The organism is Ruegeria sp. AD6 (assembly GCF_056542325.1).
Window position 1 is genome coordinate 19,465 of record NZ_JBQFZQ010000008.1, and the last position, 25,408, is coordinate 44,872.

General features: G+C 60.6%; 30 protein-coding genes. 19 read left to right on the forward strand and 11 right to left on the reverse strand.

Translation table 11 applies throughout. The annotated features are described in order from the left end of the window. Positions 1-74 precede the first annotated feature (74 nt). The 3 genes from ACR0KJ_RS15485 to ACR0KJ_RS15495 are packed head-to-tail and all read left to right on the forward strand — an operon-like array spanning position 75 to position 1,163. Positions 75-404, forward strand: coding sequence for a metalloregulator ArsR/SmtB family transcription factor (locus ACR0KJ_RS15485; protein WP_170523720.1), 330 nt, complete (start codon positions 75-77; stop codon positions 402-404). Further along, positions 392-820, forward strand: coding sequence for an SRPBCC family protein (locus ACR0KJ_RS15490; protein ID WP_170523723.1), 429 nt, complete (start codon positions 392-394; stop codon positions 818-820). The genes ACR0KJ_RS15485 and ACR0KJ_RS15490 overlap by 13 nt, the downstream gene beginning before the upstream one ends. Positions 821-842: 22 nt before the next feature. After that, positions 843-1,163, forward strand: a complete 321-nt coding sequence (locus ACR0KJ_RS15495; RefSeq protein WP_170455355.1) for a YciI family protein — start codon at positions 843-845, stop codon at positions 1,161-1,163. A gap of 5 nt (positions 1,164-1,168) precedes the next feature. Here ACR0KJ_RS15495 and ACR0KJ_RS15500 read toward each other — a convergent pair whose 3' ends face one another. After that, the gene (locus ACR0KJ_RS15500; RefSeq protein ID WP_170523727.1) at positions 1,169-2,167 is read right to left on the reverse strand and encodes an asparaginase; all 999 of its coding nucleotides are present in this window, start codon (positions 2,165-2,167) and stop codon (positions 1,169-1,171) included. Positions 2,168-2,348: 181 nt separating this feature from the next. Between ACR0KJ_RS15500 and ACR0KJ_RS15505 the strand changes: the two genes are divergently transcribed. The 4 genes from ACR0KJ_RS15505 to ACR0KJ_RS15520 all read left to right on the forward strand — a co-directional run bounded on the left by ACR0KJ_RS15505 (position 2,349) and on the right by ACR0KJ_RS15520 (position 5,429). Further along, positions 2,349-2,882 carry an invasion associated locus B family protein gene (locus ACR0KJ_RS15505; protein ID WP_170455351.1) on the forward strand — a complete coding sequence of 178 codons (534 nt, stop codon included), beginning with the start codon at positions 2,349-2,351 and terminating at the stop codon, positions 2,880-2,882. Positions 2,883-3,048: 166 nt separating this feature from the next. Next, positions 3,049-3,216: a hypothetical protein gene (locus tag ACR0KJ_RS15510; RefSeq protein WP_170455349.1), complete on the forward strand. Its 168-nt coding sequence runs from the start codon at positions 3,049-3,051 to the stop codon at positions 3,214-3,216. 175 nt (positions 3,217-3,391) lie between these two features. Continuing rightward, complete coding sequence (gene rlmN, locus ACR0KJ_RS15515) at positions 3,392-4,579, forward strand: dual-specificity RNA methyltransferase RlmN (protein ID WP_170624667.1); 1,188 nt, start codon at positions 3,392-3,394, stop codon at positions 4,577-4,579. A 229-nt stretch (positions 4,580-4,808) separates the two neighbouring features. Next, positions 4,809-5,429, forward strand: coding sequence for a cytochrome P460 family protein (locus tag ACR0KJ_RS15520; protein ID WP_170455345.1), 621 nt, complete (start codon positions 4,809-4,811; stop codon positions 5,427-5,429). Between the two features lie 42 nt (positions 5,430-5,471). On the opposite strand, the gene ACR0KJ_RS15525 is transcribed toward ACR0KJ_RS15520, so the two are convergent. Next, a complete protein-coding gene (locus ACR0KJ_RS15525; RefSeq protein ID WP_170455343.1) occupies positions 5,472-5,810 on the reverse strand; it encodes a hypothetical protein in 339 nt (112 codons plus the stop codon). Beyond that, entirely contained in the window at positions 5,807-6,727 is a 921-nt protein-coding gene (locus tag ACR0KJ_RS15530; protein WP_170455341.1) for a DnaJ C-terminal domain-containing protein, read from the reverse strand. Before ACR0KJ_RS15530 ends, ACR0KJ_RS15525 begins: the two co-directional genes overlap by 4 nt. A gap of 156 nt (positions 6,728-6,883) precedes the next feature. Between ACR0KJ_RS15530 and ACR0KJ_RS15535 the strand changes: the two genes are divergently transcribed. Continuing rightward, complete coding sequence (locus tag ACR0KJ_RS15535; RefSeq protein ID WP_170523741.1) at positions 6,884-7,267, forward strand: phage holin family protein; 384 nt, start codon at positions 6,884-6,886, stop codon at positions 7,265-7,267. On the opposite strand, the gene ACR0KJ_RS15540 is transcribed toward ACR0KJ_RS15535, so the two are convergent. Then, the gene (locus ACR0KJ_RS15540) at positions 7,268-8,365 is read right to left on the reverse strand and encodes a cystathionine gamma-lyase (protein WP_480627096.1); all 1,098 of its coding nucleotides are present in this window, start codon (positions 8,363-8,365) and stop codon (positions 7,268-7,270) included. A gap of 3 nt (positions 8,366-8,368) precedes the next feature. Continuing rightward, a complete protein-coding gene (locus ACR0KJ_RS15545) occupies positions 8,369-9,211 on the reverse strand; it encodes an LOG family protein (RefSeq protein WP_170455335.1) in 843 nt (280 codons plus the stop codon). Between the two features lie 79 nt (positions 9,212-9,290). Between ACR0KJ_RS15545 and ACR0KJ_RS15550 the strand changes: the two genes are divergently transcribed. The 3 genes from ACR0KJ_RS15550 to dapD all read left to right on the forward strand — a co-directional run bounded on the left by ACR0KJ_RS15550 (position 9,291) and on the right by dapD (position 11,783). Further along, positions 9,291-10,202: a threonine/serine dehydratase gene (locus tag ACR0KJ_RS15550; protein ID WP_480627097.1), complete on the forward strand. Its 912-nt coding sequence runs from the start codon at positions 9,291-9,293 to the stop codon at positions 10,200-10,202. Positions 10,203-10,246: 44 nt separating this feature from the next. Beyond that, on the forward strand, positions 10,247-10,846 hold the full coding sequence (locus ACR0KJ_RS15555; RefSeq protein WP_480627098.1) for a GntR family transcriptional regulator: 600 nt from the start codon (positions 10,247-10,249) through the stop codon (positions 10,844-10,846). Positions 10,847-10,955: 109 nt separating this feature from the next. Then, a complete protein-coding gene (gene dapD / locus ACR0KJ_RS15560) occupies positions 10,956-11,783 on the forward strand; it encodes a 2,3,4,5-tetrahydropyridine-2,6-dicarboxylate N-succinyltransferase (RefSeq protein ID WP_170455329.1) in 828 nt (275 codons plus the stop codon). 61 nt (positions 11,784-11,844) lie between these two features. On the opposite strand, the gene ACR0KJ_RS15565 is transcribed toward dapD, so the two are convergent. Continuing rightward, the gene (locus ACR0KJ_RS15565; RefSeq protein WP_170455327.1) at positions 11,845-12,180 is read right to left on the reverse strand and encodes a cupin domain-containing protein; all 336 of its coding nucleotides are present in this window, start codon (positions 12,178-12,180) and stop codon (positions 11,845-11,847) included. 115 nt (positions 12,181-12,295) lie between these two features. Here ACR0KJ_RS15565 and ACR0KJ_RS15570 point away from each other — a divergent pair, with 115 nt between their 5' ends. Beyond that, a complete protein-coding gene (locus tag ACR0KJ_RS15570) occupies positions 12,296-12,640 on the forward strand; it encodes a hypothetical protein (RefSeq protein WP_170455325.1) in 345 nt (114 codons plus the stop codon). A 12-nt stretch (positions 12,641-12,652) separates the two neighbouring features. Here the strand turns inward: ACR0KJ_RS15570 and ACR0KJ_RS15575 are convergent, their stop codons facing one another. After that, positions 12,653-13,711, reverse strand: coding sequence for a transporter substrate-binding domain-containing protein (locus tag ACR0KJ_RS15575; protein WP_170455322.1), 1,059 nt, complete (start codon positions 13,709-13,711; stop codon positions 12,653-12,655). A gap of 209 nt (positions 13,712-13,920) precedes the next feature. Between ACR0KJ_RS15575 and dapE the strand changes: the two genes are divergently transcribed. The 3 genes from dapE to rnr are packed head-to-tail and all read left to right on the forward strand — an operon-like array spanning position 13,921 to position 17,946. Next, positions 13,921-15,060: a succinyl-diaminopimelate desuccinylase gene (dapE, locus tag ACR0KJ_RS15580; RefSeq protein ID WP_170634173.1), complete on the forward strand. Its 1,140-nt coding sequence runs from the start codon at positions 13,921-13,923 to the stop codon at positions 15,058-15,060. Positions 15,061-15,063: 3 nt separating this feature from the next. Continuing rightward, on the forward strand, positions 15,064-15,639 hold the full coding sequence (locus ACR0KJ_RS15585) for a TIGR04282 family arsenosugar biosynthesis glycosyltransferase (protein ID WP_480586198.1): 576 nt from the start codon (positions 15,064-15,066) through the stop codon (positions 15,637-15,639). Positions 15,640-15,687: 48 nt separating this feature from the next. Further along, a complete protein-coding gene (rnr, locus tag ACR0KJ_RS15590; protein ID WP_480627099.1) occupies positions 15,688-17,946 on the forward strand; it encodes a ribonuclease R in 2,259 nt (752 codons plus the stop codon). Between the two features lie 32 nt (positions 17,947-17,978). Here the strand turns inward: rnr and ACR0KJ_RS15595 are convergent, their stop codons facing one another. After that, a complete protein-coding gene (locus ACR0KJ_RS15595; RefSeq protein WP_480627100.1) occupies positions 17,979-18,380 on the reverse strand; it encodes a DUF1801 domain-containing protein in 402 nt (133 codons plus the stop codon). Continuing rightward, positions 18,377-19,075 carry a glutathione S-transferase family protein gene (locus ACR0KJ_RS15600; RefSeq protein WP_170737764.1) on the reverse strand — a complete coding sequence of 233 codons (699 nt, stop codon included), beginning with the start codon at positions 19,073-19,075 and terminating at the stop codon, positions 18,377-18,379. The genes ACR0KJ_RS15595 and ACR0KJ_RS15600 overlap by 4 nt, the downstream gene beginning before the upstream one ends. Positions 19,076-19,158: 83 nt before the next feature. Here ACR0KJ_RS15600 and ACR0KJ_RS15605 point away from each other — a divergent pair, with 83 nt between their 5' ends. From ACR0KJ_RS15605 to ACR0KJ_RS15615, 3 genes are all read left to right on the forward strand, one after another. Then, entirely contained in the window at positions 19,159-19,872 is a 714-nt protein-coding gene (locus ACR0KJ_RS15605) for a helix-turn-helix transcriptional regulator (protein WP_480627101.1), read from the forward strand. Positions 19,873-19,936: 64 nt separating this feature from the next. Continuing rightward, positions 19,937-21,253, forward strand: coding sequence for a lytic murein transglycosylase (locus ACR0KJ_RS15610; RefSeq protein WP_480627102.1), 1,317 nt, complete (start codon positions 19,937-19,939; stop codon positions 21,251-21,253). 60 nt (positions 21,254-21,313) lie between these two features. Continuing rightward, positions 21,314-21,943, forward strand: coding sequence for a LysE family translocator (locus tag ACR0KJ_RS15615; protein WP_170455310.1), 630 nt, complete (start codon positions 21,314-21,316; stop codon positions 21,941-21,943). Between the two features lie 56 nt (positions 21,944-21,999). On the opposite strand, the gene ACR0KJ_RS15620 is transcribed toward ACR0KJ_RS15615, so the two are convergent. Both ACR0KJ_RS15620 and ACR0KJ_RS15625 read right to left on the reverse strand, forming a co-directional pair. Further along, positions 22,000-23,397 (reverse strand): aspartate aminotransferase family protein, encoded by a 1,398-nt coding sequence (locus tag ACR0KJ_RS15620; RefSeq protein WP_170624643.1) that lies wholly within the window; start codon positions 23,395-23,397, stop codon positions 22,000-22,002. Between the two features lie 72 nt (positions 23,398-23,469). Then, the gene (locus ACR0KJ_RS15625; protein ID WP_480627103.1) at positions 23,470-24,153 is read right to left on the reverse strand and encodes a GntR family transcriptional regulator; all 684 of its coding nucleotides are present in this window, start codon (positions 24,151-24,153) and stop codon (positions 23,470-23,472) included. Between the two features lie 140 nt (positions 24,154-24,293). Here ACR0KJ_RS15625 and ACR0KJ_RS15630 point away from each other — a divergent pair, with 140 nt between their 5' ends. Beyond that, complete coding sequence (locus tag ACR0KJ_RS15630; RefSeq protein ID WP_170455303.1) at positions 24,294-25,379, forward strand: polyamine ABC transporter substrate-binding protein; 1,086 nt, start codon at positions 24,294-24,296, stop codon at positions 25,377-25,379. Positions 25,380-25,408 lie beyond the last annotated feature (29 nt).

Sequence of the window (25,408 nt, forward strand, 5' to 3'; positions counted from 1 at the left end):
GGTGTCGAACGTGACCGAGTTCACACAGTCGCTTTGAGCTTCCCTTAATTTAACTATTGTGTTAAATAGTGACCATGAACACGCTTCTCACCACCTTCTCCGCCCTGTCCGACGCGACCCGTTTCGCGATTGTTGAGCAATTGATGGAGGCCGGAGAGATGCCCGCAGGCGAGTTGACCAAGGGCAAGGGCATGTCCGGTGCCGCGATTTCGCGCCATTTGAAAGTGCTGCGCGCGGCGGGGCTAGTACAGCAGCGGGTGCAGGGCACACAGCGCATGTATTCGATCCGCTCCGAGGGGCTGCGCGCCATTGCCGACTGGACGATTTCGAAACGTCAGTTCTGGGAAAGCAGTCTGGATCGCCTGGGCGACATATTGGAAAGGGAAAACTCATGGCCGACCTGAAGCTCGAGCGGGAGTTTCCCGTTGATCCTGAAACGCTGTTTGCATGGGTCACCAACGGCGCGAAGCTATTGCAATGGTGGGGGCCCGAGGGGATGCATGTGCCTCAGCACAATCTGGATTTCTCGCGCACGGGCCCGTGGTTTTCGGTGATGGAGAACAGCGAGGGCCAGCAATACAAGGTCTCGGGCCATGTCACCCATGTCGACCCGCCCAAATCTGTTGGGTTCACCTGGGCCTGGCATGACGATCAGGATCAGCGCGGCGCGGAAAGTCATGTGACCTTTGCCGTCACGGCAACCGAAACCGGTTCGCGCCTTGTGGTGGATCACCGGGAACTGGTCGATGCGGAAGCTGCCGAGAACCACAACATGGGCTGGACATCTTCACTGCGCAAACTCGAAGCGCTGTGCACATAGGTTTTCATCAGGGAGGAGCGTTATGCCCCAATATTTGTTTGTCTATCACGGGGGCCACACCCCCACCGACCCCGCCGAGATCGAGGCGACCATGGCCGCCTGGGGCGCGTGGTTTCAGAACATGGGTGAGGCGTTGGAGATCCCCGGAAACCCGGTTGGCCAATCCTACACCGTCAGCAGCAGCGGGGTTGTCGACAATGGCGGCGCGAACCCGGCCTCGGGCTTTACGGTGATCAAAGCCGACAGCATGGACGCCGCGACCGAGATGGCCAAGGGCTGCCCGATGGTTGTCAACGGTTCCGGCTCGGTCGAAGTGGCCGAGGTGCACGAGATTGAGATGTAGCGGGCCTAGCCGGGAAAACCCGGCGCGGGTCGGATCACGCCGCATTCCAGCCCACGGCGGCTGTATTGCGTAGCGTTCATGAATTTTCTGGTGGCCGGGTGGTCGGCCGCCAGCACGCCAAGGCTGACCAGAATGGCGGCAATGGCGCATTCGCTGGCGCGCGTGGTGCCATCCGTGATTTTCAATGCCACACCCATGCGTTTTTCCGGCAGGATGGCCACGAACACAGCCTCGGCCCCTGTTTTGATCGCCGCACGCCCCTCCATGGCGCGCATCAGTTCCGTACAGGCGCGGGTTTTGCCCGCGACCAGTTCGGGATGTTTGATCATCGCGGCGGTCAACTGCTGCGCCGCGTCGCTGGATCGGTCGGACCGGTCCGCGGCCGAGGCGAACCACGCCATTGACCGCGCCAGCCCCACCAATGAGGTCGCGAAGTTCGGGGCCGAGCATCCGTCAATCCCATAACCGGGGCTGGTTTCGCCGGTTGTCTCTTCGATAGCCGACAGGCAGGCTTGCTGCACCGGGTGGTCGATCTCAAGATATTCCGGCCCGGCCCCCATATGCTGACCAAGGGTCAGAAAGCCGCAATGCTTGCCTGAACAATTGTTGTGAATCTGGCAGGGCGTGTCGTCGGCCAAAATCAGCCGGTCGCGCGCGGCCTTATCCGCCGGTTCCTGCGGGCCACAGCGCAGGTCGGGTTCCGCCAGACCCAGATGATCCAGCCACTCCGTCACACGTTCCGTGTGAATCGCAGCGCCATTATGTGAAGCACAAGCCAGCGCCAGATGCTCTGAGTTCAATCCGTACTTCGCGGCAGCGCCCGACGTAATCAAGGGAAGTGCCTGAATCATCTTGGCCGAGGATCGCGGATAGATCACCGCATTTGGATCGCCCCAGCTTTGCACGATCTGCCCGGTGCCATCGCAGACCACCGCATGACCCAGATGCAGACTTTCCAGCAGGGGACCACGCCACAGTTCTGTCATCGGTATGGGCTGAGTCATCTTGACCTCCGGATTTATGCGCAAAATTCTGCCAATCGCCCTTTCGCCTGTGGCGAAACCTGCGTTAGTGTGTGTATGTCGGCAATCATCGGGATGCGCAACTTTTCCAAGACGAACCGGCAGGGTTCGCGACGCATTCTGATGGGTATGAGGTAGAAGGTCGAGCTAGGAGGCTGGACAAATGGGATCAATGCTCGTCCGCGTGATCGCGGGCCTGTGCGTGGCGGGGATGGCCACGACTGCAATCGCTCAACAGGCGACAAGCACAAATCGCGTAGCGGCAAAAACGGATTGGAGCGTTTTTGTCGAGGATGATCCCACCGAATGTTGGAGCGTTTCCGCCCCCAAGGAAACGGTGAATACCCGTGGCGGGCGTGTGGTTTCGGTCCGTCGCAGCGACATCCTGCTATTCGTGTTCTATCGCCCCAATGCCGAGGTCAAAGGTCAGGTGACCTTTACCGGTGGCTATCCGTTTGCGGCAGGGTCGACCGTGAACCTGAACGTAGATGGCAGCGAGTTCGAATTGTTCACCGAAGGCGAATGGGCCTGGCCCGCAACAGCGGCGGATGATGCCAAGATCGTCACCGCCATGAAGCGCGGAACCGAGGCGGTTTTGACCGCACGGTCGGAGCGGGGAACGCAGACCAAGGACACATTTTCATTGCTGGGCTTTACCGCAGCGATCGAAGACGCCGAAAAGCGCTGCACCAACTGACCCATTCTAAATTCAGATATAGGTAACCCCGTCTTTCGGCGGGGTTTCTTTTTGGCTCAAAAAACGACCGCTTTACGTAACGTACATATTCGAATTTGATCCGTATCAAAGCAGGTTGCTCCGTTTTCTGAACTAATCGGTTCAGAGGAAGAAAAGGAGCTTTCGAATGCTGAACAAGTCCATTGTCGCCCTTATGATCGCCGCCGCTGCGGTGCTGAGCGCATGTGAGAAATCAAGCGACACCTATCCGGTGTCCGGCGAGCAATGTGGACCGGAAGATCCGGTGAAAACCCTGGATGCAGCGGATTGTAACATCCTGCCTGCAAGCTTCTGACCGGCTCATCCGGTATCGGAAAACGAAATCGGCCGCATCGCTCATCCCGGTGCGGCCGAACTGTATCTGGGCGCGTCAAAAAAAGCAGGAGACCGGGATTGACGATTCCTTTTGATCTTTGCGCGCGATCCTATATAGAGGCGCATCCCAAGCCAGAATCCGTTGAGACAGCCACATGTCGCCCAAAGCGCCGATCACTCAAGACGTCATGACCATCCCCCGTAAACTGCCCGAGGGGAAGGTGAACCTTGTCGGTCTGACCCGCGACCAGCTGCGCGAGGTGCTGATCGAACATGGTACACCCGAAAAGCAGGCCAAGATGCGCACCGGGCAGATCTGGCAGTGGATCTATCAATGGGGCGTGCGCGATTTTGGTGAAATGACCAATCTGGCCAAAGCCTATCGCGCGCAATTGGCCGAGCATTTCGTGATAGAAATCCCCGAGGTCGTGACCCGTCAGGTGTCCGAGGACGGCACACGCAAATATCTGTGCCGCATCGCGGGCGGGCATGAGGTCGAGGTGGTTTATATCCCCGAGGATGATCGCGGCACGCTGTGTATCTCGTCTCAGGTCGGGTGCACGCTGACCTGTTCCTTTTGCCATACCGGCACGCAGAAACTGGTGCGCAATCTGACGGCGGCGGAAATTGTCGGTCAGGTGATGATGGCCCGCGACGATCTTGAGGAATGGCCCACCCCCGGCGCGCCCAAGGACGAAACGCGCCTGCTGTCGAACATCGTTCTGATGGGCATGGGTGAACCGCTATATAATTTTGAAAATGTCCGTGATGCGATGAAGATCGCCATGGACCCCGAAGGCATTTCCCTGTCGCGCCGCCGGATCACCCTGTCGACAAGCGGAGTGGTGCCTGAAATCGCACGCACGGCCGAGGAAATCGGTTGCCTTCTGGCGATTTCGTTCCATGCAACCACCGATGAGACCCGCGACGTGCTGGTGCCGATCAACAAGCGCTGGAACATCGAGGAATTGCTGCAGGCGCTGGCCAGCTATCCGAATGCCTCGAACTCGGAACGGATCACGTTCGAATATGTGATGCTGGATGGCGTGAATGACAGTGACGAGGATGCGCACCGTCTGATCGACCATATCAAGCGGCACAAGATTCCGGCCAAGATCAACCTGATCCCGTTCAACGAATGGCCCGGCGCGCCCTACAAGCGCAGCTCGAACAACCGTATCCGGGCCTTTGCGAACATCATCTATCAGGCCGGATATGCCTCACCGATCCGCAAGACGCGGGGCGAGGATATCATGGCGGCCTGCGGTCAGTTGAAATCGGCCACAGAACGCGCCCGCAAGTCGCGCAAACAGATCGAGGCCGAGGCTGGGTTGAACAGCTAAGGCATCTGCTCAGCCGACGGTTGAAGATGAAATCTTAACATTTCGGCTTCTGTTTTTTGCATGCAAAATTTGTTATGTTTGTCCTGCCCGGGTTTCGGATTTGGGGCTCACCTTTGTGCACGAAACGGTGAGGTGGACGGACCGGTTCTGGCAGGATGATTGATGTTCGCTATGTGGATTAATGTAAGTCCCGATGCGCAAGCGAACTGTTTTTCAGGTAGGCCAAGTTATGAATACAGTTTTCAGCAATAGATTTCAGACCGTTCTTATTATTTCGGCTTCGCTTCTGATTTTTGTGGGCCAGACGCAGGCCGACGAACAGGATGCCCATATCGCAATCGAAAACCCCGCCGAGTTGAGCAAGGACGAGGCCAACGCTGTCTACAAGTCCTTGGCGAAGCGGATGGCGCGTGGCTATGCGGCGGCACAGCTGGATCTGCTGCGCAATTACCAAAGCTGGCCGCTGTTTAACGATGCGCCCTATATCTCGGCCACCCATGGGCAGCGGTTCGTGAACAGCTATGCCAACAGGATGGCGCATAATTACGGGACCTTGCAGGAAGGCGAGGTTCTGCCGGTGGGGTCCGTGCTGGCCAAGGACAGCATGACCGTCACGGATGAGGGGAAGATCTTTCCCGGTGCGATGTTCGTGATGGAAAAACTGGCCGCTGGTACAGATCCCGACATGGCGGATTGGCGCTATATCATGGTTCTGCCGGATGGCTCTTTGTTTGGCGACACGATGGGATTCCGCGCCAATGCAGTGGCCTATTGCCATGATTGTCACGAGCAGGTCGCCGAGCGCGATTACACCTTTTATGTGCCCGAAGAGTATCAGACCGGCGAATAGCAATCGCATCGCCTGTTGACGGTGCGACGGCGGGTCCGCCCGTTAGCCGCGTCGGAACCGAGCCGTTCCGATAACCTCGATCAATTGCTGGCGGACGGGTTCGGGTTGTGCTCGAACCGCGTTCAGCACCTCGCGCAGTTCCGCGCGCAAACCGTGCATCTGGTCGATCAGAGAGATCATCACCGACAGCGCGTCCGCTTCCATATCGTATTGCTCGTGCAGCTCGCAGGCCAGTTCCAGCCGGGCGACGTCGATGCTGTGATAGACCAGCCCCTGATCCGATTGTTCGGGGATCACGATTTCGGCCGCCAGATACTCGGTCAGACGGTCCGATGTCAGGCGCGAGATGGTCTCGATCAGTTCCTTTTCGGTCAGGGTCATGACGGCATTCCTTTCCGCGGATCATAGCGGTGCGTGTCGCGCCAGGTCTCCATGAATGTCTTCAATTCTTCATCAATCGTACCGGGCATTGCGATGGTCAGTTCGATCAGCTGATCACCTCGGTCAGATGAGCCGCGTTTCTTCACCCCTTTGCCGCGCAGCCGCAGGGTTTTGCCGCTGCTCGTGCCTGCGGGCACATTGACGTTCACGCCACCATCTATGGTGGGGGCCGGGATTTTGCCGCCCAGAATGGCCTCATCAATAGTGATCGGCAACGTTATGTGGATGTCGTCACCCTGACGGTCAAACACCGGATGTTTGGCGACCGAGACCGTCACCAAAGCATCGCCCGGCGGCCCTTCACCATAGCCCGGAGCGCCCTTACCCCGCAGGCGGATCGTTTGGCCGTCGGTGATACCGGTGGGGATCTTGACCTCGATCCGGTCCCCATCCGGCAGGGTCAGCTTTTGGCTGGCACCAAAGACGGCATCCAGAAATCCGATCTCGAGCGTATAATTCAGATTGTGCCCCGGCGCGTGAAATTCCTGCGTGCGTTGGCCACCGAAACCGCCGCGTCCCCGCATGAATTCGGCGAAGATGTCGGACATGTCGTCCGGATCCGCCTGACGCCCGCGATAAGGGTTGCCCGCTGCTTCGGCGTAGTCCCGGTAGTATTGCTGCTGCGGCCGTTCCTGACCCGAAGCGTCAATTTCGCCATTGTCATAGCGTGCGCGCGTTTCGGGGTCTTTCAGCAGGTCATAGGCTGCGGCGGCGGCTTTGAATTTGGCCTCGGCCTCTGCGTCGCCGGGTTTCAGGTCCGGGTGGCATTCCTTGGCGATACGCCGATAGGCTTTCTTGATCTCGGCGGCAGTTGCGTCCTTTGCTACACCAAGGACGGAATAGGGATCGTCGCTCATCTCACCTCTCTCACGGGTCGGTCGGAACAGGGTGGTTGCGTTTTATCATGCGATTTCAAGGGCCCAAAAGGAAGAGACGATTGAATTGCTTCTTCATTTCCTGCAAACCTGTTAACATCTGCATGTTATTAAATGTCGCTTGACGGAGGCCACCCCATGTCACGCAGAATCAAATCCGCTCTGGCCCTGCTGGCCGGGAATGCCCTTGGGTTGTTGCTGGCTGTGCTGCTGCTGTCCGGGTTTTCGATCAAGCCGCTGTCGTTCATCGTTGTGGTGATCGTCTTCACCCTGGTTCAGGTGGTGGCCGAGCCGCTGATCCTGAAGCTTGGGGAAAAGAATGCGCCCGCGTTGAAAGGCGGGATCGCGCTGATCGTGACCTTCGTGGGCCTGCTGGTGACAGATTGGATCACGGCTGGGTTGACCATCGGCGGTATCTCGAACCTGCTGGCGGCGACGCTGCTGGTCTGGCTGGGCGCGCTGATCGGCAGTATCGTGCTGCCGATCTATGTGTTCAAAGAACTGCGCGAACCTAAAAAGTAATCACAGCGCGCTCAGGCTGGCCTCGATGGCTTGCCACAGTTCCTCGACCGGTTCGCAGCCAACAGAGAGGCGGATGAACGCCGGATCGACGTCATCGCCCCAGCGGGCGCGGCGTTCGGCCGAGCTGTGAACGCCTCCGAATGAGGTTGCGGGGCGCAGCAAGGGGCAGGTGTTGATGAAGGCTTCGGCTTGGGCTTCGCTGTCCAGTGTCAGAGACAACAGGAACCCGAATCGCGCCGTTTGAGCCTGCGCCAATGCATGCGCGGGGTCGTCTGGCAGGCCCGGATAGCGAACTTGTTTCACCTTCGGATGCTCCGCCAACCGCTCCGCCAGCAGCTGCGCCGAGTTGCACATCCGGTCAAAGCGCACATCCAGAGTTTCCAACCCGCGATGCAGCAGCCAAGCCTCATGCGGGCCGGGGATTGATCCGGAAACCTTCCGCCATTCCTCGACCCGTTCCATGATCTGAGTGTTGCGGCTGGCCACATGGCCCATCAGCATATCGGAATGCCCGCCCATCGCCTTGGTGTCGGATGACACAACCACGTCGATGCCCAGATCCAACGGGCGCTGGCCTAGCGGTGTCAGGGTTGTGTTGTCGGCGATGGTCACCCCACCGGCGGCGCGCACCTGTTCGGCAACCGCTTTCAGGTCGATCATGTCCAGACCGGGGTTCGAGGGGCTTTCGACAAACACCACATCGAACCCGGCAAAACCACCTTCGGCAAAAGCCGTCGTCGCGCGTTCTTCGACCTCAACACCGAGGCGTGAGAGGAACCGATCCGACAGCAGACGCGTGACGTAATAGCCGTCCGAAGGGATCAACAGCCGCGATCCGGCCTGAACGGTCGCAAACAGCGCCGCTGAGATCGCCGCCATGCCCGACGGAAAGCAAAGGCAGGGCGCGTCTTCCAGATGCGACAGCACATGTTCCAGCTGGACCCATGTGGGGTTGTCCACACGGCCATAGGTGGCCAGACCATCTGTCGGCCCCGGCAGGTGATACATGCTGCTTTGGGTCAGCGGTAGGGCCACCGGCTCACCCGCGTTTAGCGCATTGCCGCGCAAATGCAGCATCTCTCCAATCTTGGGGGCCATCTCTTAGCGTCCCGGAATTGCGTCGCGGGGTGGGGCGGGTTCCCAGTTCTCGATGATCTCGACCGCCTCTTGCGCGGTATCGACAAAGCGGAACAGGTCCAGATCTTCGTCCGAGATGGTGCCTGCATCGGCAAGGGCTTCCCAGTTGATCACCTTTTCCCAGAATTCGCGGCCGAACAGCAGGAAGGGCACGCGGTCCATCCGGCCGGTCTGGATCAGGGTCAGCGACTCGAACAGCTCATCCATCGTGCCAAAGCCGCCGGGGAAGATGGTGATGGCGCGGGCGCGCATCAGGAAATGCATCTTGCGGATCGCAAAATAGTGGAAATTGAAGCTGAGCTCGGGCGTCACATACAGGTTCGGGGCCTGTTCATGCGGCAAGACGATGTTCAACCCGATGGAACAGCCGCCTGCATCCTGCGCACCGCGGTTTCCGGCCTCCATCACGCCGGGGCCGCCGCCGGTGACGATCACGTTCTCGCGGCAGCCGGTCTCGTTCGATTTTTCGGTCATCAACCGGGCAAACTCGCGTGCCTCGTCATAATACTCGGACAGCCCGGCCAGCGTTTCGGTTCGTGCCGTGTGCTTCTGCGACGGTTCCGGAATACGCGCGCCGCCGAACATGACGATGGTCGAGGTGATCTCACGCTCGCTCATGATCATCTCGGGTTTCAGCAGCTCAAGCTGCAGGCGCACCGGGCGCAGCTCATCCCGGCACAGAAATTCCTCATCGGCGAAGGCAAGGCGATAGGCGGGTGAGCGCGTCTGCGGCGTATCCGGCACCTCGCTCGCGGTCGAGCGGTCGGTCTGCGCGTCGCGGAACGGGCTGTGGCGGTCTTCTCTCATCGTTGATCGATCCCTGCTTGCGTGTTTGACAAACAGCTATAGGGTTCGCGGGCAGAGTGCCAGTCACGGAAAGACAAACATGGATTGGAAGAGCGAAATTCAGGCAGCAGCCGGTCGGATCGACGGGCACGCACAGGTGACCCCGGTGATGGAAAGCCACCTTCCCGGCTACCCGATTGAAATGAAGCTGGAGCATATGCAGCACACCGGCAGCTTCAAGGCACGGGGCGCGTTCAACACGCTGCTCAGCACGGATGTGCCGCAGGCGGGCGTTGTGGCGGCCTCGGGCGGCAATCACGGGGCGGCGGCGGCCTATGCTGCGCGGGCGCTGGGCCATCCGGCCAAGATCTTTGTGCCGGAACTGGCCGGTCCGTCCAAGATCGCCCTGATCGAACAGATCGGCGCGGATCTAAGCGTGGTGCCGGGTGAATACGCCAATGCCCTGACCATGGCGCAAGAGCATGAGGAACGAACCGGCGCGATGCAAATCCACGCCTATGACGCACCAGCGACTGTGGCCGGGCAGGGGACGTGCTTTGCGGAATGGGACGCTCAAGGTTTGCAGGCTGATACCGTCCTGATCGCGGTTGGCGGCGGCGGCCTGATTGCGGGCGCTCTGGCGTGGTTTCAGGGCGCGCGCAAGGTTGTGGCGGTTGAGCCGGAAACCTCCTGCGCGCTAAACGCGGCTTTAGAGGCGGGTAAGCCGGTGGACGTGTCGGTCTCCGGGATCGCGGCCAACGCGCTGGGCGCGCGGCGGATTGGATCGATCTGTTTTGATCTGGCGCAGGGGATGCCCTCGGTTCTGGTCTCGGATCAGGCGATTTCCGACGCACAACGCGCCTTGTGGCAGGCCCATCGCATCCTTGTTGAACCCGCAGGGGCAGCGGCCTTGGCAGCCCTGATGTCGGGTGCGTATCAGCCGGAACCGGGGGAACGCGTGGCGGTTCTGGTTTGCGGTGGAAATATCGCCCCCGATCCGTTTGCGGCGTGAATTATCGGCTTGTGGACAGGCGTTGACGATTTTATCGATAATCTATGAACGCCACGATTGCCGACACAATTTATGAAAACTTGCGCCAGCAGATCATCACCGGGGCTTTAAGCGCCGGTGAGAAATTGCGTCAGGACCACATCGCCAAATCCTTTGACACCAGCCACGTGCCGGTGCGCGAAGCGCTGCTGCGGCTTCAGGCGCACGGGCTGGCCCACAGCGAGCCCAGACGGGGGATGCGTGTCTCGGTTCTGGATCCCGCTGAAATACGCGAAGTGATTGAGATGCGCGTGGCGCTGGAACCGCTTGCCCTGCAGCAGGCGGCGCAGAACATGTCGCCCACTGATCTGGACCGGATCGAAGCGGCTCGTATTGCCTGCGATGACGCTGAAACCATGCCGGAATGGGAGGCCCGCAATCGCGCCTTTCACCGTGCAATCCTGACGCCCTGCGGTTTGCCGCGCCTGTTGCACACCGTCGATGACCTGCACATCGCCAGCGCCCGGCACCTATTTGCCCATTGGCGCCCCAAATGGACGCAGCGTGTGGACAAGGACCACCTGTCCATCGTGCAGGCCCTGAAGCGCAAGGATACGGGCGCGGCAACGGCCATTCTGATCCGGCATATTCGCCGCGCAAGCTGAGGATAGCGCGGATTGGACGCAAAAAGACCCGCGTTCGTCGCATTGCGCCGTGGGTCCGGCTTGCGTATAGGCCACACCGACACGAACAGATTCTCTAGGGAGACGCCCAATGTCCAATGCGCAACTGGAAGCCGCCATCGAAGCCGCATGGGAGGCCCGCGATACCATCTCGCCCGCAACCACCGGCGAACAGCGCGAAGCCATCGAGGATACGCTGAACGCACTGGACAGCGGATCGCTGCGTGTGGCCGAAAAGCTGGAGAGCGGCGACTGGCATGTGAACCAGTGGGCCAAGAAGGCGGTTCTGCTGGGCTTCCGCATCAAGGACATGGAAATCCAGTCGGGCGGCCCGCAGGCCGGTGGCTGGTGGGACAAGGTGGACAGCAAGTTCGCCGGTTGGGGTGAGAACCAGTGGAAAGCCGCTGGCTTCCGCGCCGTGCCGAACTGCGTGGTCCGCAAATCGGCCTATGTCGCGCCGGGCGTGGTGCTGATGCCGTCCTTCGTGAATCTGGGTGCCTATGTGGACGAGGGCACCATGGTCGACACCTGGGCCACCGTCGGGTCCTGCGCGCAGATCGGCAAGAACGTGCACCTGTCGGGTGGCGTCGGTATTGGCGGCGTGCTGGAACCGATGCAGGCCGGTCCGACCATTATCGAAGACAATTGCTTTATCGGCGCGCGGTCCGAGGTGGTCGAGGGCTGTATCGTCCGCGAAGGCTCGGTTCTGGGTATGGGTGTGTTCATTGGCAAATCCACCAAGATCGTTGACCGTGAAACCGGTGAAGTGACCTATGGCGAAGTGCCGCCCTATTCGGTTGTTGTGGCGGGTTCGATGCCGTCGAAGAACAACATCAGCCTGTATTGCGCAGTGATCGTGAAGCGGGTGGACGAAAAGACCCGCTCGAAAACCGGCATCAACGAGTTGTTGCGGGACTAAGGCATCTGCGGAAACGAACAAAGGGCTGTGGCGCGTGCCGCTGCCCTTTTTTGTTGCCTGCCTATCCCTTGATCGGATAGCGATCCGGTTCTTCAAACACATCAATGGCCCGCGTACCGGCCTTGATCTTGCCGCCATGTTCGACGCCCGAAGGGATCGAATAGCTGTCGCCGGGGCCGTATGTTCTGGTTTCGCCGCCGATGGTCAATTCAACCTCGCCCTCGATAATCGTGCCCCATTGCGCTTTGTGCGAATGTGCGGGCAGTTCAAAATCCTTAAGGAACGTGAAGAACGCCACCAGACCCGCATCAGACCGGATGACGGCGGTTTGCACCACATCCTCGGGGAAGGGAATGTCGAGGCTTGGGAAGGCTGTAATAAAATCGGGATAGGGCATCAAAAGTCCTCTGCAATTGGCAACGGGCTGTGTTTGGGCACTATGGACGCCTGAAAGCCCGCGCGCAATTCCCGGCTGCTTGACCGTAGGCGGGCGCGCGGCTATGGCCCGTTGCATGGAAAAGCAAAAGAAACCTTCGCGTCAGCAAGTCTATACCCTGTTGGTCCAAATCGGTCGCAAGGACGGCGACGGATTGCCTGACGGGGCGACCGGGGCGGCCCTGATGTGCTTTGCCAGCGGCGTGGATGAGGCCGAGGCGGTGCGCGAAACCGTGGCGATCCTGAAACAGGCAGATACCGCGCCTCTGGATGTCACGGGCTATGGCACGCTGGCCGAGCGCGAGGCGCAGGGCCACGACATTGATCCGGACGAACGTGCCCTGATGCAGCGGGCGCTGGATGAGAATGCGGTGATCGTCGCGCAGATGACGCCGTTTTTCGAAGGTGACGCGCAGCCGTAAAGCAGACTTGCCTTAGTTCTGCATCCCGAACCAGTTGCGGTAAATCTCGTCATAGGTCCCGTCTTCGCGCAGGGCCAACAGCGCCTGATTGACCTCTTCGACAAGGGGCGAACCGGTCGGGAAGGCAATGCCATAGTTCTCCCGCAGGAAGATGCCTCCGGTCATGCTGGCAATGCGGCGACCTTCATGGGCGGCGAAGTAGGACAGGATGGGCGCGTCGAACACGACCGCGTCCAGATCTTCGGCCTTGAATGCTTCGAGCATTTGATCCAGCCCGGTGTAACCGGTGAATTCAATCTCGCGTCGGGTCAGGAAACTGGCGGCGGTCGAGCCCGTGATGGTGCCGACATTCTTGCCGTAGAGGTCATTGACCGAATTCACATTGCCGGTGATCGCGTCCACCGTCATGACGCTGGTGATCCGGGCGGTGAAGACTGACACGATGAACAGGGACGAGACGACCAGCACAACGCCCAGAATCCGGCCGAAGGGCGTGCGCGGCATCCGTTCCTCAAACCCGCCATTCACCACCAGATTCAGCGCCCACCAGAAGGATGGGAACCATGCCTCATTCAGTTTGCGGTCGAAATAGGGCTGTGCGCGCCGCTCAAACCCCCACATCAGCATGCCGCCGCCCAGAAGGATGGCAAAGGCCAGGCCAATGGCAATGAACAGCTCGGTCGACAGCAGGGCCTGCAGCAGTGATGGCCTGCGCACCGCGTCCGAGGGCACCATGATCTGCAATCCGGCCTCAAAGATCGGCTGGCTGAAATCCATCTGGGTTTCGCGCATCGCGGTGATCGAGATATTGGCAATCGCCAGATCCGCAGACCCGTCCCGAACCGCGCCCAGCATGTCCGAAAAACCTTCGACCCGGGATACCGTGTAGTCCCAGTCCAGCGCCTCGGCCAGCGCCGCAAGCAGGTCCATCGAGAATCCGGTCTCGGCCTCGTCCTCCACATAGGAAAACGGCGGTCGGGTCACGGTTGTGACATTCAGCGTTTGTGCCAGGCTTTGCTGTGCGAGAACGGCGAAAGTCAGGCAGATCAGGGCGTAGAATGCGCGCTTCATGGTCAATTCACCTGTTTCGCGGCCCTGTAACGCGAATGTGTGCATGGCGGCAAGCACGTCCCGGGGTAAAGCACCATGATTTATTGGCGTCTCAGGTCGATACGTTGCGTGTTCGTTACTGTGAAAATTGCGGATTGGGGTTGGCAATCCGGCCAATTCGTTGAATCTGTGCACGAACCTGAGCGCACCACCACCAAAGAGGCCCTTAAATGACCGATCCAGTTCAATTGACGGCGGACCTGATCCGTTGCCCATCGGTCACACCTGCCGAAGGCGGTGCATTGGTCCTGTTACAGGGTCTTTTGTCGGATGCAGGGTTCGAATGCACCCGAGTGGATCGCGGTGGGATCAGCAACCTGTTCGCCCGTTGGGGGGCCAAAGGACATGCACGAACATTTGGATTCAACGGCCATACCGATGTGGTTCCCGTTGGCGACGACTCCGCCTGGACCAAACCACCTTTCGGGGCCGAGGTTCAGGGCGGGGTGATGTATGGGCGCGGCGCAACGGACATGAAATCTGGCGTTGCCGCCTTTGCTGCTGCCGCCGTGGATTTCGTACGCGACACGCCGCCGGATGGCGCGATCATCCTGACCATAACCGGCGATGAAGAGGCCGATGCGCTGGATGGCACCACCGCCCTGCTTGATCATATGGATCAGGTCGGCGAACGGATGAGCGTTTGTCTGGTCGGCGAACCCACCTGTCCGAACACAATGGGCGAGATGATGAAGATCGGGCGGCGCGGGTCAATGACCGCGTGGTTCACCGTGACGGGCGTACAGGGCCATTCCGCCTATCCGCACCGGGCCAAGAACCCTCTGCCCGCGATGGCGCGGCTGATGGACCGTCTGGCCAGTCATGAACTGGACCAAGGCAGTGACCATTTCGATGCCTCGACGCTGGCCGTGGTCACAATCGACACCGGCAATCCCGCAACAAATGTCATCCCGGCGCAATGCGGCGGCACCGTCAATATCCGCTTCAACGACCTGCATTCCGGCACGGGCCTGAGTGACTGGCTGAAAGCCGAGGCCGCGCGTGTGGCCGAGGAATATGGCGTTGAGGTCGAGACCAGAATCAAAATCTCGGGCGAAAGCTTTCTGACCCCGCCCGGTCCTTTGTCCGATCTGGTGGCGCAGGCGGTTGAGGCCGAGACGGGTGTGCAGCCTGAGATGTCGACGACCGGCGGCACCTCGGACGCGCGGTTCGTCAAGAACCACTGCCCGGTGGTCGAGTTCGGGCTGGTGGGCCGCACCATGCATCAGGTGGACGAATGCGTCGAGGTGGCCCAGATCGAACAACTCAAGGCGATCTATACGCGCATTCTGACGGATTATTTTGCCTAAGCCATGCAGCGCACTCTGGTCATCATGGTGAAAGAGCCCCATCCGGGGCGCGTCAAGACGCGGCTGGGGCGCGATATCGGCATGGTCGGCGCAGCGTGGTGGTTCCGGCATCAGACACGGGCGCTGATCCGGCGGCTGCGGGACCCGCGCTGGCAGATCGTTCTGGCCGTGTCACCGGACCGCGAGGGGCTGACCAGCCGCATCTGGCCTGCTGACTTGCCGCGCGCGGCGCAGGGGCGCGGTGATCTGGGCGACCGTATGGGGCGGATGCTGCGCGGGATGCCCAAAGGGCCGGTGTGCCTGATCGGGGCGGATATTCCGGGGATTTCTCGCGGGCATATTGCGCGGGCGTTCGCGGCGCTGGGCGGCTCGCAAATGGTGTTCGGCCCGGCCCCGGATGGCGGCTATTGGCTGGTCGGGGCGCAGCGCTACAGCGCGTTGCCCAGAGGTCTGTTTCGCGACGTACGCTGGTCAACGGAACACGCGCTGGCCGACACGCTGGCCTCGGTTCCCGGCTGCCGCATCGCCTTGCTGGACCAGCTTCGCGACGTCGATACGGTGGCTGATCTGACCCCCTGAACACTTTTTGGTCATGACGCGGTCGCATACCCATGCTAGGCCGAAAACATGACTCGCATCCCCACCAAGCAGGAGGTCCTGGACTGGATCTCGGCGAACCCCACCCTGACCTCGAAACGCGATATCGCAAAGGCCTTTGGCATCAAGGGCGCGGATCGGATCGATCTGAAACGTATCCTCAAGGAACTTGAGGCCGAGGGGCATCTGGAAAAGCGCAAGCGCAGCTATCGTGACCCGGACCGCCTGCCACCGGTCAGCGTGTTGCAGGTGAAAGCCCCGAATGCCGATGGCGACCTGTTCGCGCGCCCGCTGGAGTGGCATGGCGAGGGGGTCGAGCCCATCGTGCTGCTGATCACCCGCGCCAGCGATCCCACGCTGGGGGAAGGCGACCGCATTCTGGCCCGCCTGACCGTGGTGCATGAGGAAGACCACAATTACGAGGCGCGCCTGATCCGCCGCATCGGAACCAACCCGCGCAAGATCGTCGGCATCTTTCGGAAAGGGGCCGAGGGCGGGCGGATTGTGCCCATCGACAAGGCCGGTTCGACCGAATGGCTGGTGCCCGAAAGCGCGGTGCATGGGGCCAAGGATGGCGAGTTGGTCGAAGCCGAACAGGCCGGACCCAAGAACCGCATGGGCCTGCCCCGTGCGCGGATCGTCGAGCGTCTGGGCGATCCTACGGCGCCCAAGGCGGTTTCGCTGATCGCGATCCATCAGCATGGCATCCCCGACGATTTCCCCGACAAGGTGATCGATGAGGCCGACAAGGCCAAACCCGCTGGCCTGAAGGGCCGCGAGGATCTGCGGGACATGCCGCTGCTGACCATCGACCCCTCGGACGCGCGGGATCATGATGACGCCTGCTATGCCCATGCCGATGACGATCCCAAGAACCCGGGCGGGTATGTGGTCTGGGTCGCCATCGCGGATGTCGCCGCCTATGTGACGCCCGGCACCGCGCTGGACCGCGAGGCGCGCAAGCGGGGCAATTCCAGCTATTTCCCCGACCGTGTGGTGCCGATGCTGCCGGATCGTCTGTCGGGCGATCTGTGCTCCTTGCACGAAGGCGTCCCGCGTGCCTGTATCGCCGTGCGGATGCAAATCGACGCGGATGGCAACAAGATCGGCCACAGGTTCGTGCGCGGCCTGATGCGCTCGGCTGCGTCGTTGCATTATGCCGAGGTGCAGGAGGCCATTGACGGCTCCCCCAACGACCGCACCGGGCCGTTGCTGGAGACGGTGCTGAAACCGCTCTATGCAGCCTATGCCGCGCTGAAAAAGGCGCGGGCGGTGCGGCAGCCGCTGGAACTGGACCTGCCGGAACGCAAGATTGTCCTCTCCGACACCGGCGAGGTCACCAGCGTGGCGTTCCGAGACCGGCTGGACGCACATAAGCTGATCGAGGAGTTCATGATCCTCGCCAATGTCGCCGCCGCCGAAACCCTGATCGCCAAACGCCGCCCATTGCTGTTCCGGGTGCATGAGGAACCTGCGCCCGAGAAGCTGGAAAGCCTGCGGGAAACGGCGCAGGCGGCGGGGTTGAATCTGGCCAAGGGTCAGGTGTTGCAAACCCGCCATCTGAACGCGCTGCTGAACGCCGCCGCCGGGACCGAGGATGCGGAACTGATCAACCTCACCACCCTGCGATCCATGGCGCAGGCCTATTACAACCCCGAGAATTTCGGCCATTTCGGGCTGGCGCTGCGGAACTATGCGCATTTCACTTCGCCCATTCGCCGCTATGCCGATCTGATCGTGCACCGCGCGCTGATCTCGGCCCATGGCTGGGGCACCGACGGGCTGACCGAGGATGAGATCGCAAGGCTCGACGAAACCGCCACCCATATCTCGGATACTGAGCGCCGTTCGATGATGGCGGAACGAGACACAACCGACCGTTATCTGGCCGCGTATCTTAGCGAACGTGTTGGCAATGAGTTCTCGGGCCGGATCAGCGGCATCGCCCGGTTTGGGGCCTTCGTCAAAATGGACGAAACCGGCGCGGATGGGCTGGTGCCCGTACGCTCGCTGGGGCGCGAATTCTTTCATTTCGACCGCGAGGCCGGGACGCTGATGGGTTCGGACACTGGCTTGATCATCGCGATTGGCCAACGCGTCACCGTGCGACTGACCGAGGCGACGCCGGTGACGGGTGGGTTGGAGCTGGAACTGCTGTCCATCGACGATCAGGCCCTGCCGCGCGGGCGCGGCCCCGCCAAACGCGGTGCACGGCGCAAGGCGGTCAGCACCAAGCGCAAAAAGGACAAGATCAAGCGCAAGGTCGAACGCAAACGCCGTCAGAGGTGATGCTGCGTTTCAGGAAAATGTCGTATCGCTTTTCATTTGCCTTTCGCTGTAACGCGATAGGTTAGCGCCCGCGCGATCAGCCAGCCATGGCGGGTCGGATCGATCTGGCCCATATCGTCAAACAGCACGGCCCGGTTTCCGTCGATCCGATCTTCACCCGGAAAGGCGCTGGTGAAATCACCCATCAACCGGCTTTGGCAATGCACGAACAGGGCAAAGCACGCGGATTTGTGCCCGCCCAGCCGAATGGTCGAGCCCTTGGGCGCCAGATACGCGGGTTGGCCCCAGCGCAGCGCCTCTTGCAGCGGTTGCGCGCTGGGCAGGTCGCTGGCCGTCTCAAGGATCAGATTGCGCAAGGCAAGCGCACCGGCGCGGGTCTCTGGTGGCAAGGCCGCGAAGGCTGCGGCGACGGCGGGGTCTTCGAACTGTGTCATGCAAGCGGTACTGCCTGTTCCATCCGATCCACATAGCTGTTGAGCAGGTTATCCTGTTTGATCCGCCGGGTCAGGGGGGTATCGGCAGGGGTGGCACGCATCGCGGCCAGCATGGGCCCAACGCTCATGTCCGCCGCCGTCGGGTGTTCGCCCAGCAGAAACGGCGATTGCCACAGATAGGCCGAGATCGCCTCAAGATCGCGTTCGACCCGGTCCAGACGTTCATTCTGGGAAAAGCGGCCGATGCCTTGGGTCCTGATCCCCTTCAGAACGGATTTGCGGATCGCGTTCGAGGCCGGTTTGCGGATCAGTGCCGGGATTCCGTCAAAGAACATCTCGCGCAGGATGGGCCAGACCTGATCATTGCCCCAGCGATCCAAAACGATGTGGAAATACAGGTGTTCCTCAACCATTCGGATCAACGCGCGGGACTGTGCCTTTTCCACATCCGTCAGGCCCTGATCGAAATCGGCGCCCTGATGCTCCAGCCATTCGCGGATCAGGTCGCTGTCGGGCACCAGCCGTTCAGGCGTGCGAAGGACGGGCAGTTTCTGGTGCGGCATCTTGCGGGGGTCCAGCATGTCGGATCGCTGCCAGCTTTGGCCGGAGTGCTGCAGCATCAGCGCGGTTTTCACGCAGAACGGGCTGGCGCTGAACACGCCAAAGGCCGAGGGGAAGGTCAGTAGGGTCAGCATCTGTGGCTCCGTCATTGGGGATGGCCAGACCCTAGACGCACCTGATGACAGTTTCTGGCATTAGGGGTAAGTTAGGATACATCATGTCCCGCACCGCCCGCCTGTTCCAATTGATGCAAGCCCTGCGTTCTGGCCCGTCCCCGAAAACCTCGGTGCAACTGGCCGAGGATCTGGGCGTGTCGCCGCGCACGATTCATCGGGACATTGATGCGTTACGCGGCCTTGGGGCCGTTATCGACGGCGAGGCCGGGTTCGGATTCACCCTGATTGAAGATGCAACTCTGCCGCCGCTTAGCTTCACCGATGACGAGCTTGAGGCCCTGGTTCTGGGCCTGCGCGAAGTGCAGGTGATCGGCGATCCGGCCCTGTCAGAGGCCGCCAGCGCCGCATTACGCAAGTTGCAGGGGCGGTTGCCGCCACGCCAGTCTCACAGGCTTAGCCACGCGGTGCTGGCCGCGACGCGATTTGCGCGTCCACCCGCGCCGACGATCGAGGTCGCCGAGCTGCGGCAGGCGACGTGGGATGAGCGGACGATCGAGTTTGCCTATACCGATGCCAAGGGCGATGAGACCCGCAGGCGGGTCGATCCGCTGAGCATTGTTTATATGGACCGCTCGAATGTGTTGCTCAGCTGGTGTCATCTCAGGCAGGATTTCCGCGTCTTCCGGCTGGACCGGATCCGCGACATGTCCGTGACGGATCAAAGCTTTCGCCCCAATCGCGTGCCGATGCTGCGCGATGTGCTTGCGCGTATCCGTGCCGAACGCCAAGCACAAGCGCGCGAGGACGAGCGCTGAGCGCTTTGAGAATACCTGATTTTGCGCTATCCTCGAGGTTGAGCAGTAATCAGGAAAAAACGGAATGCGTAAATGCGTAGGTGGCGTCATGACCGCCGCATTATGGGCATCCATCGTGCAGGCGTCAGCGACAGAACAGTCTCCAAGGCCCGAGTCTCGGCCATTGGAGGGCGAAATCCAATTGGCTTCGGCGGAGGTGACAACGTCAATTCGCCCGGTGCCCCGGCCGTCGGCTGAGGTGGTGCGGGTGTCGGCGGCAGGGAACGCGCGGTTTCAGGCCTGGCTGGGGGCGTTCGGGGATCGGGCGCGGGATCAGGGCATCTCGCAGACCACTCTGAACCGGGCCTTGGCGGGTTTGACATACGACAAGGACGTCATCCGGCGCGACCGCAATCAGGCCGAGTTCAGCAAGCCAATCTGGGAGTATCTGGACAGCGCCGTCTCGGACACGCGTATCGCCAACGGACGCGCGGCGTTGGATCGTCACGGCGCGGTGCTGAACCGGATCGAGGCGCAGTATGGCGTCGAGAAAGAGGTCGTGACGGCGATCTGGGGGTTGGAGACGTCCTTCGGATCGTATCGCGGCAACAACCAGACCATAAGGTCGCTTGCCACTCTGGCCTTTGATGCCCGCCGTGCGTCGTTCTTTGAGGCGCAGTTGATCGCCGCCTTGCAGATCGTTCAGGCCGGGGATGTCAGCGCGGGTCGGATGATCGGCAGTTGGGCCGGGGCGATGGGGCATACGCAGTTCATGCCGACCTCGTATCTGGACCACGCCGTCGATTTCGATGGCGACGGGCGGCGCGATATCTGGTCGGACGATCCGACGGATGCGCTGGCCTCTGCCGCTGCCTATCTGGCACGACATGGCTGGACCGAAGGACAGCCCTGGGGGGTCGAGGTACGACTGCCGGATGGGTTCGACTATGCCACGGCCAAGCGGGACTATACTCTGATGCCGTCGGACTGGGCGGCCCGAGGTGTGGTTGGGCGCGATGGTAAACCCGTGCGCGACTACGGGCAGGCCGCAATCCTGCTGCCCGCCGGAGGGCAGGGCGTGGCGCTGATGATCTTCGACAATTTCCGCGTGATTGAGGCCTATAACGGCGCGGATGCCTATGTGATCGGGATCGGTCACCTGTCAGACCGTCTGGCCGGGCGCGCACCGTTTCAGAGTGACTGGCCTCGGGGGGATCGGATACTCAGTTTCACCGAAAAGAAAGAGCTGCAAACCCGCCTGACCAATGCGGGGTTCGACACGCAGGGCATCGACGGGCGCACCGGGCCGAACACGATCAATGCGGTTCGGGCCTATCAACTGGCGCAGGGGTTGCTGCCGGACGGGTATCCGACGTTGAAGTTGCTGGAACGGTTGAGGTGAATGCGCGCTGGCGTTTCAGGGAATTGGTGATAGCCTTCGCGAGATGCAGAAGGTGATCACATGACTATCGAAACCTGGACCATCTACGTCCTGACGGTGCTTGCATTGATGAGCACCCCGGGACCGAGCCAATTGCTGATGCTGTCAAATAGCGGCGCACATGGGTTCAAACGTGCGCTCTCAACGGCGGCAGGGGACCTGACCGCAAATGCGCTGCAGATGCTGGCCGCCGGTCTGGGCTTGGCCGCCATCGTTGCGGCCTCGGGCACTGCGCTGGCCGTCATCAAATGGGCGGGTGTTGCCTATCTTCTGTGGCTTGGGTTCATGATGATCCGTCGCGCCAAGCCGGACGATCCGCATCTGGATGAGGCCCGGCCCAAGGCATCCCTGAAAGCCCTGTGGATGCAAGGCTTTCTGACCTCGGCGGCCAATCCGAAGGCGGTCGTGTTCTTTGCCGCTCTGTTTCCGCAATTCATCTCTGCCGACAGTGCCTTCTGGCCACAATTCCTGATCCTGAGCGCGACCTATATCGCGATGGATGGCGTGTTTCTGTCGGCATACGGGTTCAGCGCAAGCTGGATTGCCAAGCGGTTCAAAGGAACCGCGCGTGTTTGGATCGAACGCACTGGCGGCGGCTTCATGATCGGCGCCGCCATCCTGCTTGGCCTCAAATCCATCGCGCAGAAATAGCGGTTGCGCACGGCGATACCGGAGACGTTAGGTCGTCTCCGGCCAGTGTCAGAATGTCAGGACGCCGCCTTCATCAGCCCCTGCGCGATGATTTCTGCCTGAGCCTCATCCAGCGATTTGTAGATCCGCACAAACATCTCGTCGATATCCGCAGGGGTCAGGATCAGCGGCGGAGAGATGATCATTCGGTCGCCCACATGGCGCATGATCAAGTTATTGGCAAAGCAGCGGTCGCGGCAGATATAGCCCACGGTGCCCGGCGCCGACGCAAACTTGGCGCGGCTGGCCTTGTCCGGGGTCAGCGCGACCGAGGCCATCATGCCGACGATCTTGGCCTCACCCACCAACGGATGATCGGCCAGCGCCTCCCATTTCTGTTTCAGATAGGGCGCGGCCACGTCGCGGACATGCTCGACGATTTTCTCTTCTTCCAGAATGCGCAGGTTTTCCAGCGCGACCGCAGCAGCGACGGGATGGCCGGAATAGGTGTAGCCGTGGTTGAACTCGGTGCCGCCGATCACTTTGGCAATCTCGTCGGTGACGATCGAGCCGCCAATCGGCGCGTAGCCGGAACTCAGCCCCTTGGCGATTGTCATGATATCGGGCCGGATGCCCACGGTTTGCGACCCGAACCAGTTGCCGGTCCGTCCAAAGCCACAGATCACCTCATCCGCGATCAGCAGGATGTCGTATGTGTCGCAAATTCGCTGGATTTCGGGCCAGTAGGTATCGGGGGCCACGATCACACCGCCCGCGCCCTGCACGGGTTCGGCGATAAAGGCGGCCACGCGGTCTTCGCCCAGTTCAAGAATGGCCTCTTCCAGCTCGCGGGCGCGGGCCAGGCCGAACTCTTCGGGTGACATATCACCACCCTCGGCCCACCAGTTCGGCTGGTTGATGTGATGGATGTTCGGGATCGGAATGCCGCCCTGCGCGTGCATCCCCGCCATGCCTCCCAACGAGGCCGACCCCACGGACGAGCCATGATAGGCGTTGTGACGGCTGATGATGATGTTCTTGTCGGGCTGGCCTTTCTCGGCCCAGTAGGTGCGGACCAGACGGATATTGGTGTCATTGGCCTCGGACCCGCCGGCTGCGAAGAACACGTGGTTCAGATCACCCGGAGCCAGTTCGGCAATTTTCGCCGCCAGCGCAATAACGGGAACATGGGTCGTTTTGAAGAAGGTGTTGTAATAGGGCAGTTCGCGCATCTGACGTGCGGCCACGTCGGCCAGTTCATCGCGCCCATAGCCGATGTTCACGCACCACAGACCGGCCATGGCATCCAGAATCTCTTCGCCGTCGCTGTCGGTCAGATAGACACCTTTGGCGCGCGTGATCACCCGCGCCCCTTCCTGACCCAGCGCCCCATTGGCGGAAAACGGGTGGAGGTGGTGCGCCGCGTCCAGTGCCTGCAACTCGGCCGTGGGCATGTGATTGGTGATGGTGGACATCCTGAAACCTCCTGCAGCAGTTGGCACTCAGAATATGATCAAATTTTTTGCTGTCAATCGAATCGCTGTTGCCTAGGCGGTGGCCAGCGCGCCGACCATCAGCTCCATCCCTTGTTCGATGTCCTGCGCAGTGGCCAGGGCGGCTTTTTCGGCGTCTCCTTTGCGCAGGGCGGCAATGATGTCTTTATGCCTGTCCGGCAGGCTTTGCGTTCCGAAACGCCCGCTGACGACACGCAGCGAGGGGCCGAAGCGCAGCCACAACCGTTCGGCCAGATCGCGCAGAATCGGGGCGTTGGCGTGGGCATACAGCGCCTCGTGAAACGCATAGTTCAATTGCAGGTATCCGCTGACATCGCCATCCGCGATCATACGATCAAGGCGCTGGTCCAACCGTTCCAGCGCGTCGATATCGGAAGGTTTCAGATTGGCTGCCGCCAGACGTGAAAGCTCTGATTCTATTGACTTTCTGGCAAAGATCATCTGCGCGATATCCGAGTCCGAAACCAGCGGAACACTGACCCTGCGATTGCCCTGAAACACCAACGCCCCGTCCGAGATCAGACGACGGATCGCTTCGCGTACCGGTGTCATCCCGACCCCAAGCGAATCAGTCAGTCCCTGGATCGTTACGGGCTGACCCGGAACCAGATCGCCGAACAGGATCTGCGATTTCAGTGTTTGGTACACCTGCTCATGTACTGGGCTTTTTTTGCCGTCCATCTTTGTCGTAGATGCCTTATTTTTGATCAAATCCAAGTGGTTCATTCCAATTTGCAAGCCGACAGCTTGCCGGGTTTGAACCGTCATGGAAGCATACTGCGTGCGGCTGAAAAACGCAAAACTTGATCAAATCCAAAAAACCGGGAAAATATCGGGACACTTGCAGGGAGAAGAAAATGTCAATCAAAACGCTGACACTGACAGCGGTCATCGCATTGGGGGTTTCGGCGGCCTTTGCCGACGAGGTGCGTGTCTACAACTGGTCCGACTATATCGATGAGGACCTTTTGAAGAAATTCGAGGAAGAAACAGGTCTGACGCTGATCTACGACGTGTTCGACAGCAACGAGGTTCTCGAAACCAAGATGCTGGCCGGTGGATCGGGCTATGACGTGGTGGTGCCGTCGGGCACGTTCCTTCAGCGCCAGATCCAAGCGGGCGCCTTTCAGGAACTGGACACAGCCAAGCTTTCGAATGCCGGAAACCTCTGGGATGTCATCCAGGACCGCACGTCGGGTTACGATCCGAACAACGCCCATTCCATCAACTACATGTGGGGGACGACTGGAATTGGCGTGAATGTCGGCAAGGTCAAAGAAGCCTTGGGTGACGATGTGGCGCTGAACAGCATGGATCTGGTTCTGAAACCAGAAAACATGGAAAAGCTTGCCTCATGCGGTGTGCATTTCCTGGATGCACCATCTGAAATGATACCGATGGCGTTGCAGTACCTGGGTGAAGACCCGGACAGCCACGATCCGGATGTGATCAAGAAGGTCGAAGGTGTTCTGACCGCGGTGCGCCCGCATATCCAGAAATTCCACAGCTCGGAATATATCAACGCGCTGGCAAACGGGGATATCTGCGTCGCCGTTGGTTGGTCGGGCGATATCCTTCAGGCGCGGGACCGCGCGGCCGAGGCGGATAACGGGGTCGAGATTGAATACCACCCGTTTGCCGAAGGCTCGTTGATGTGGTTCGACCAGATGGCCATTCCTGCGGATGCGCCGAACCCGGAAGGGGCGCACAAGTTCCTCGATTTCATTCTAGACGCCAATAACATGGCCGCCGCGTCGAACTATGTGTATTACGCCAACGGCAACAAGGCCTCGCAGGAGTTTCTGGCCGAGGACGTGATCGGCGATCCGGCGATTTACCCGGATGAGGCCACGATGCAGAACCTCTACATCACGACGCCATACCCGTCGAAAACCCAGCGGGTCGTGACCCGTCTGTGGACCAAGATCAAGTCAGGCACCTGATCATTCAACACGGGGCGGGTGGACCGCCC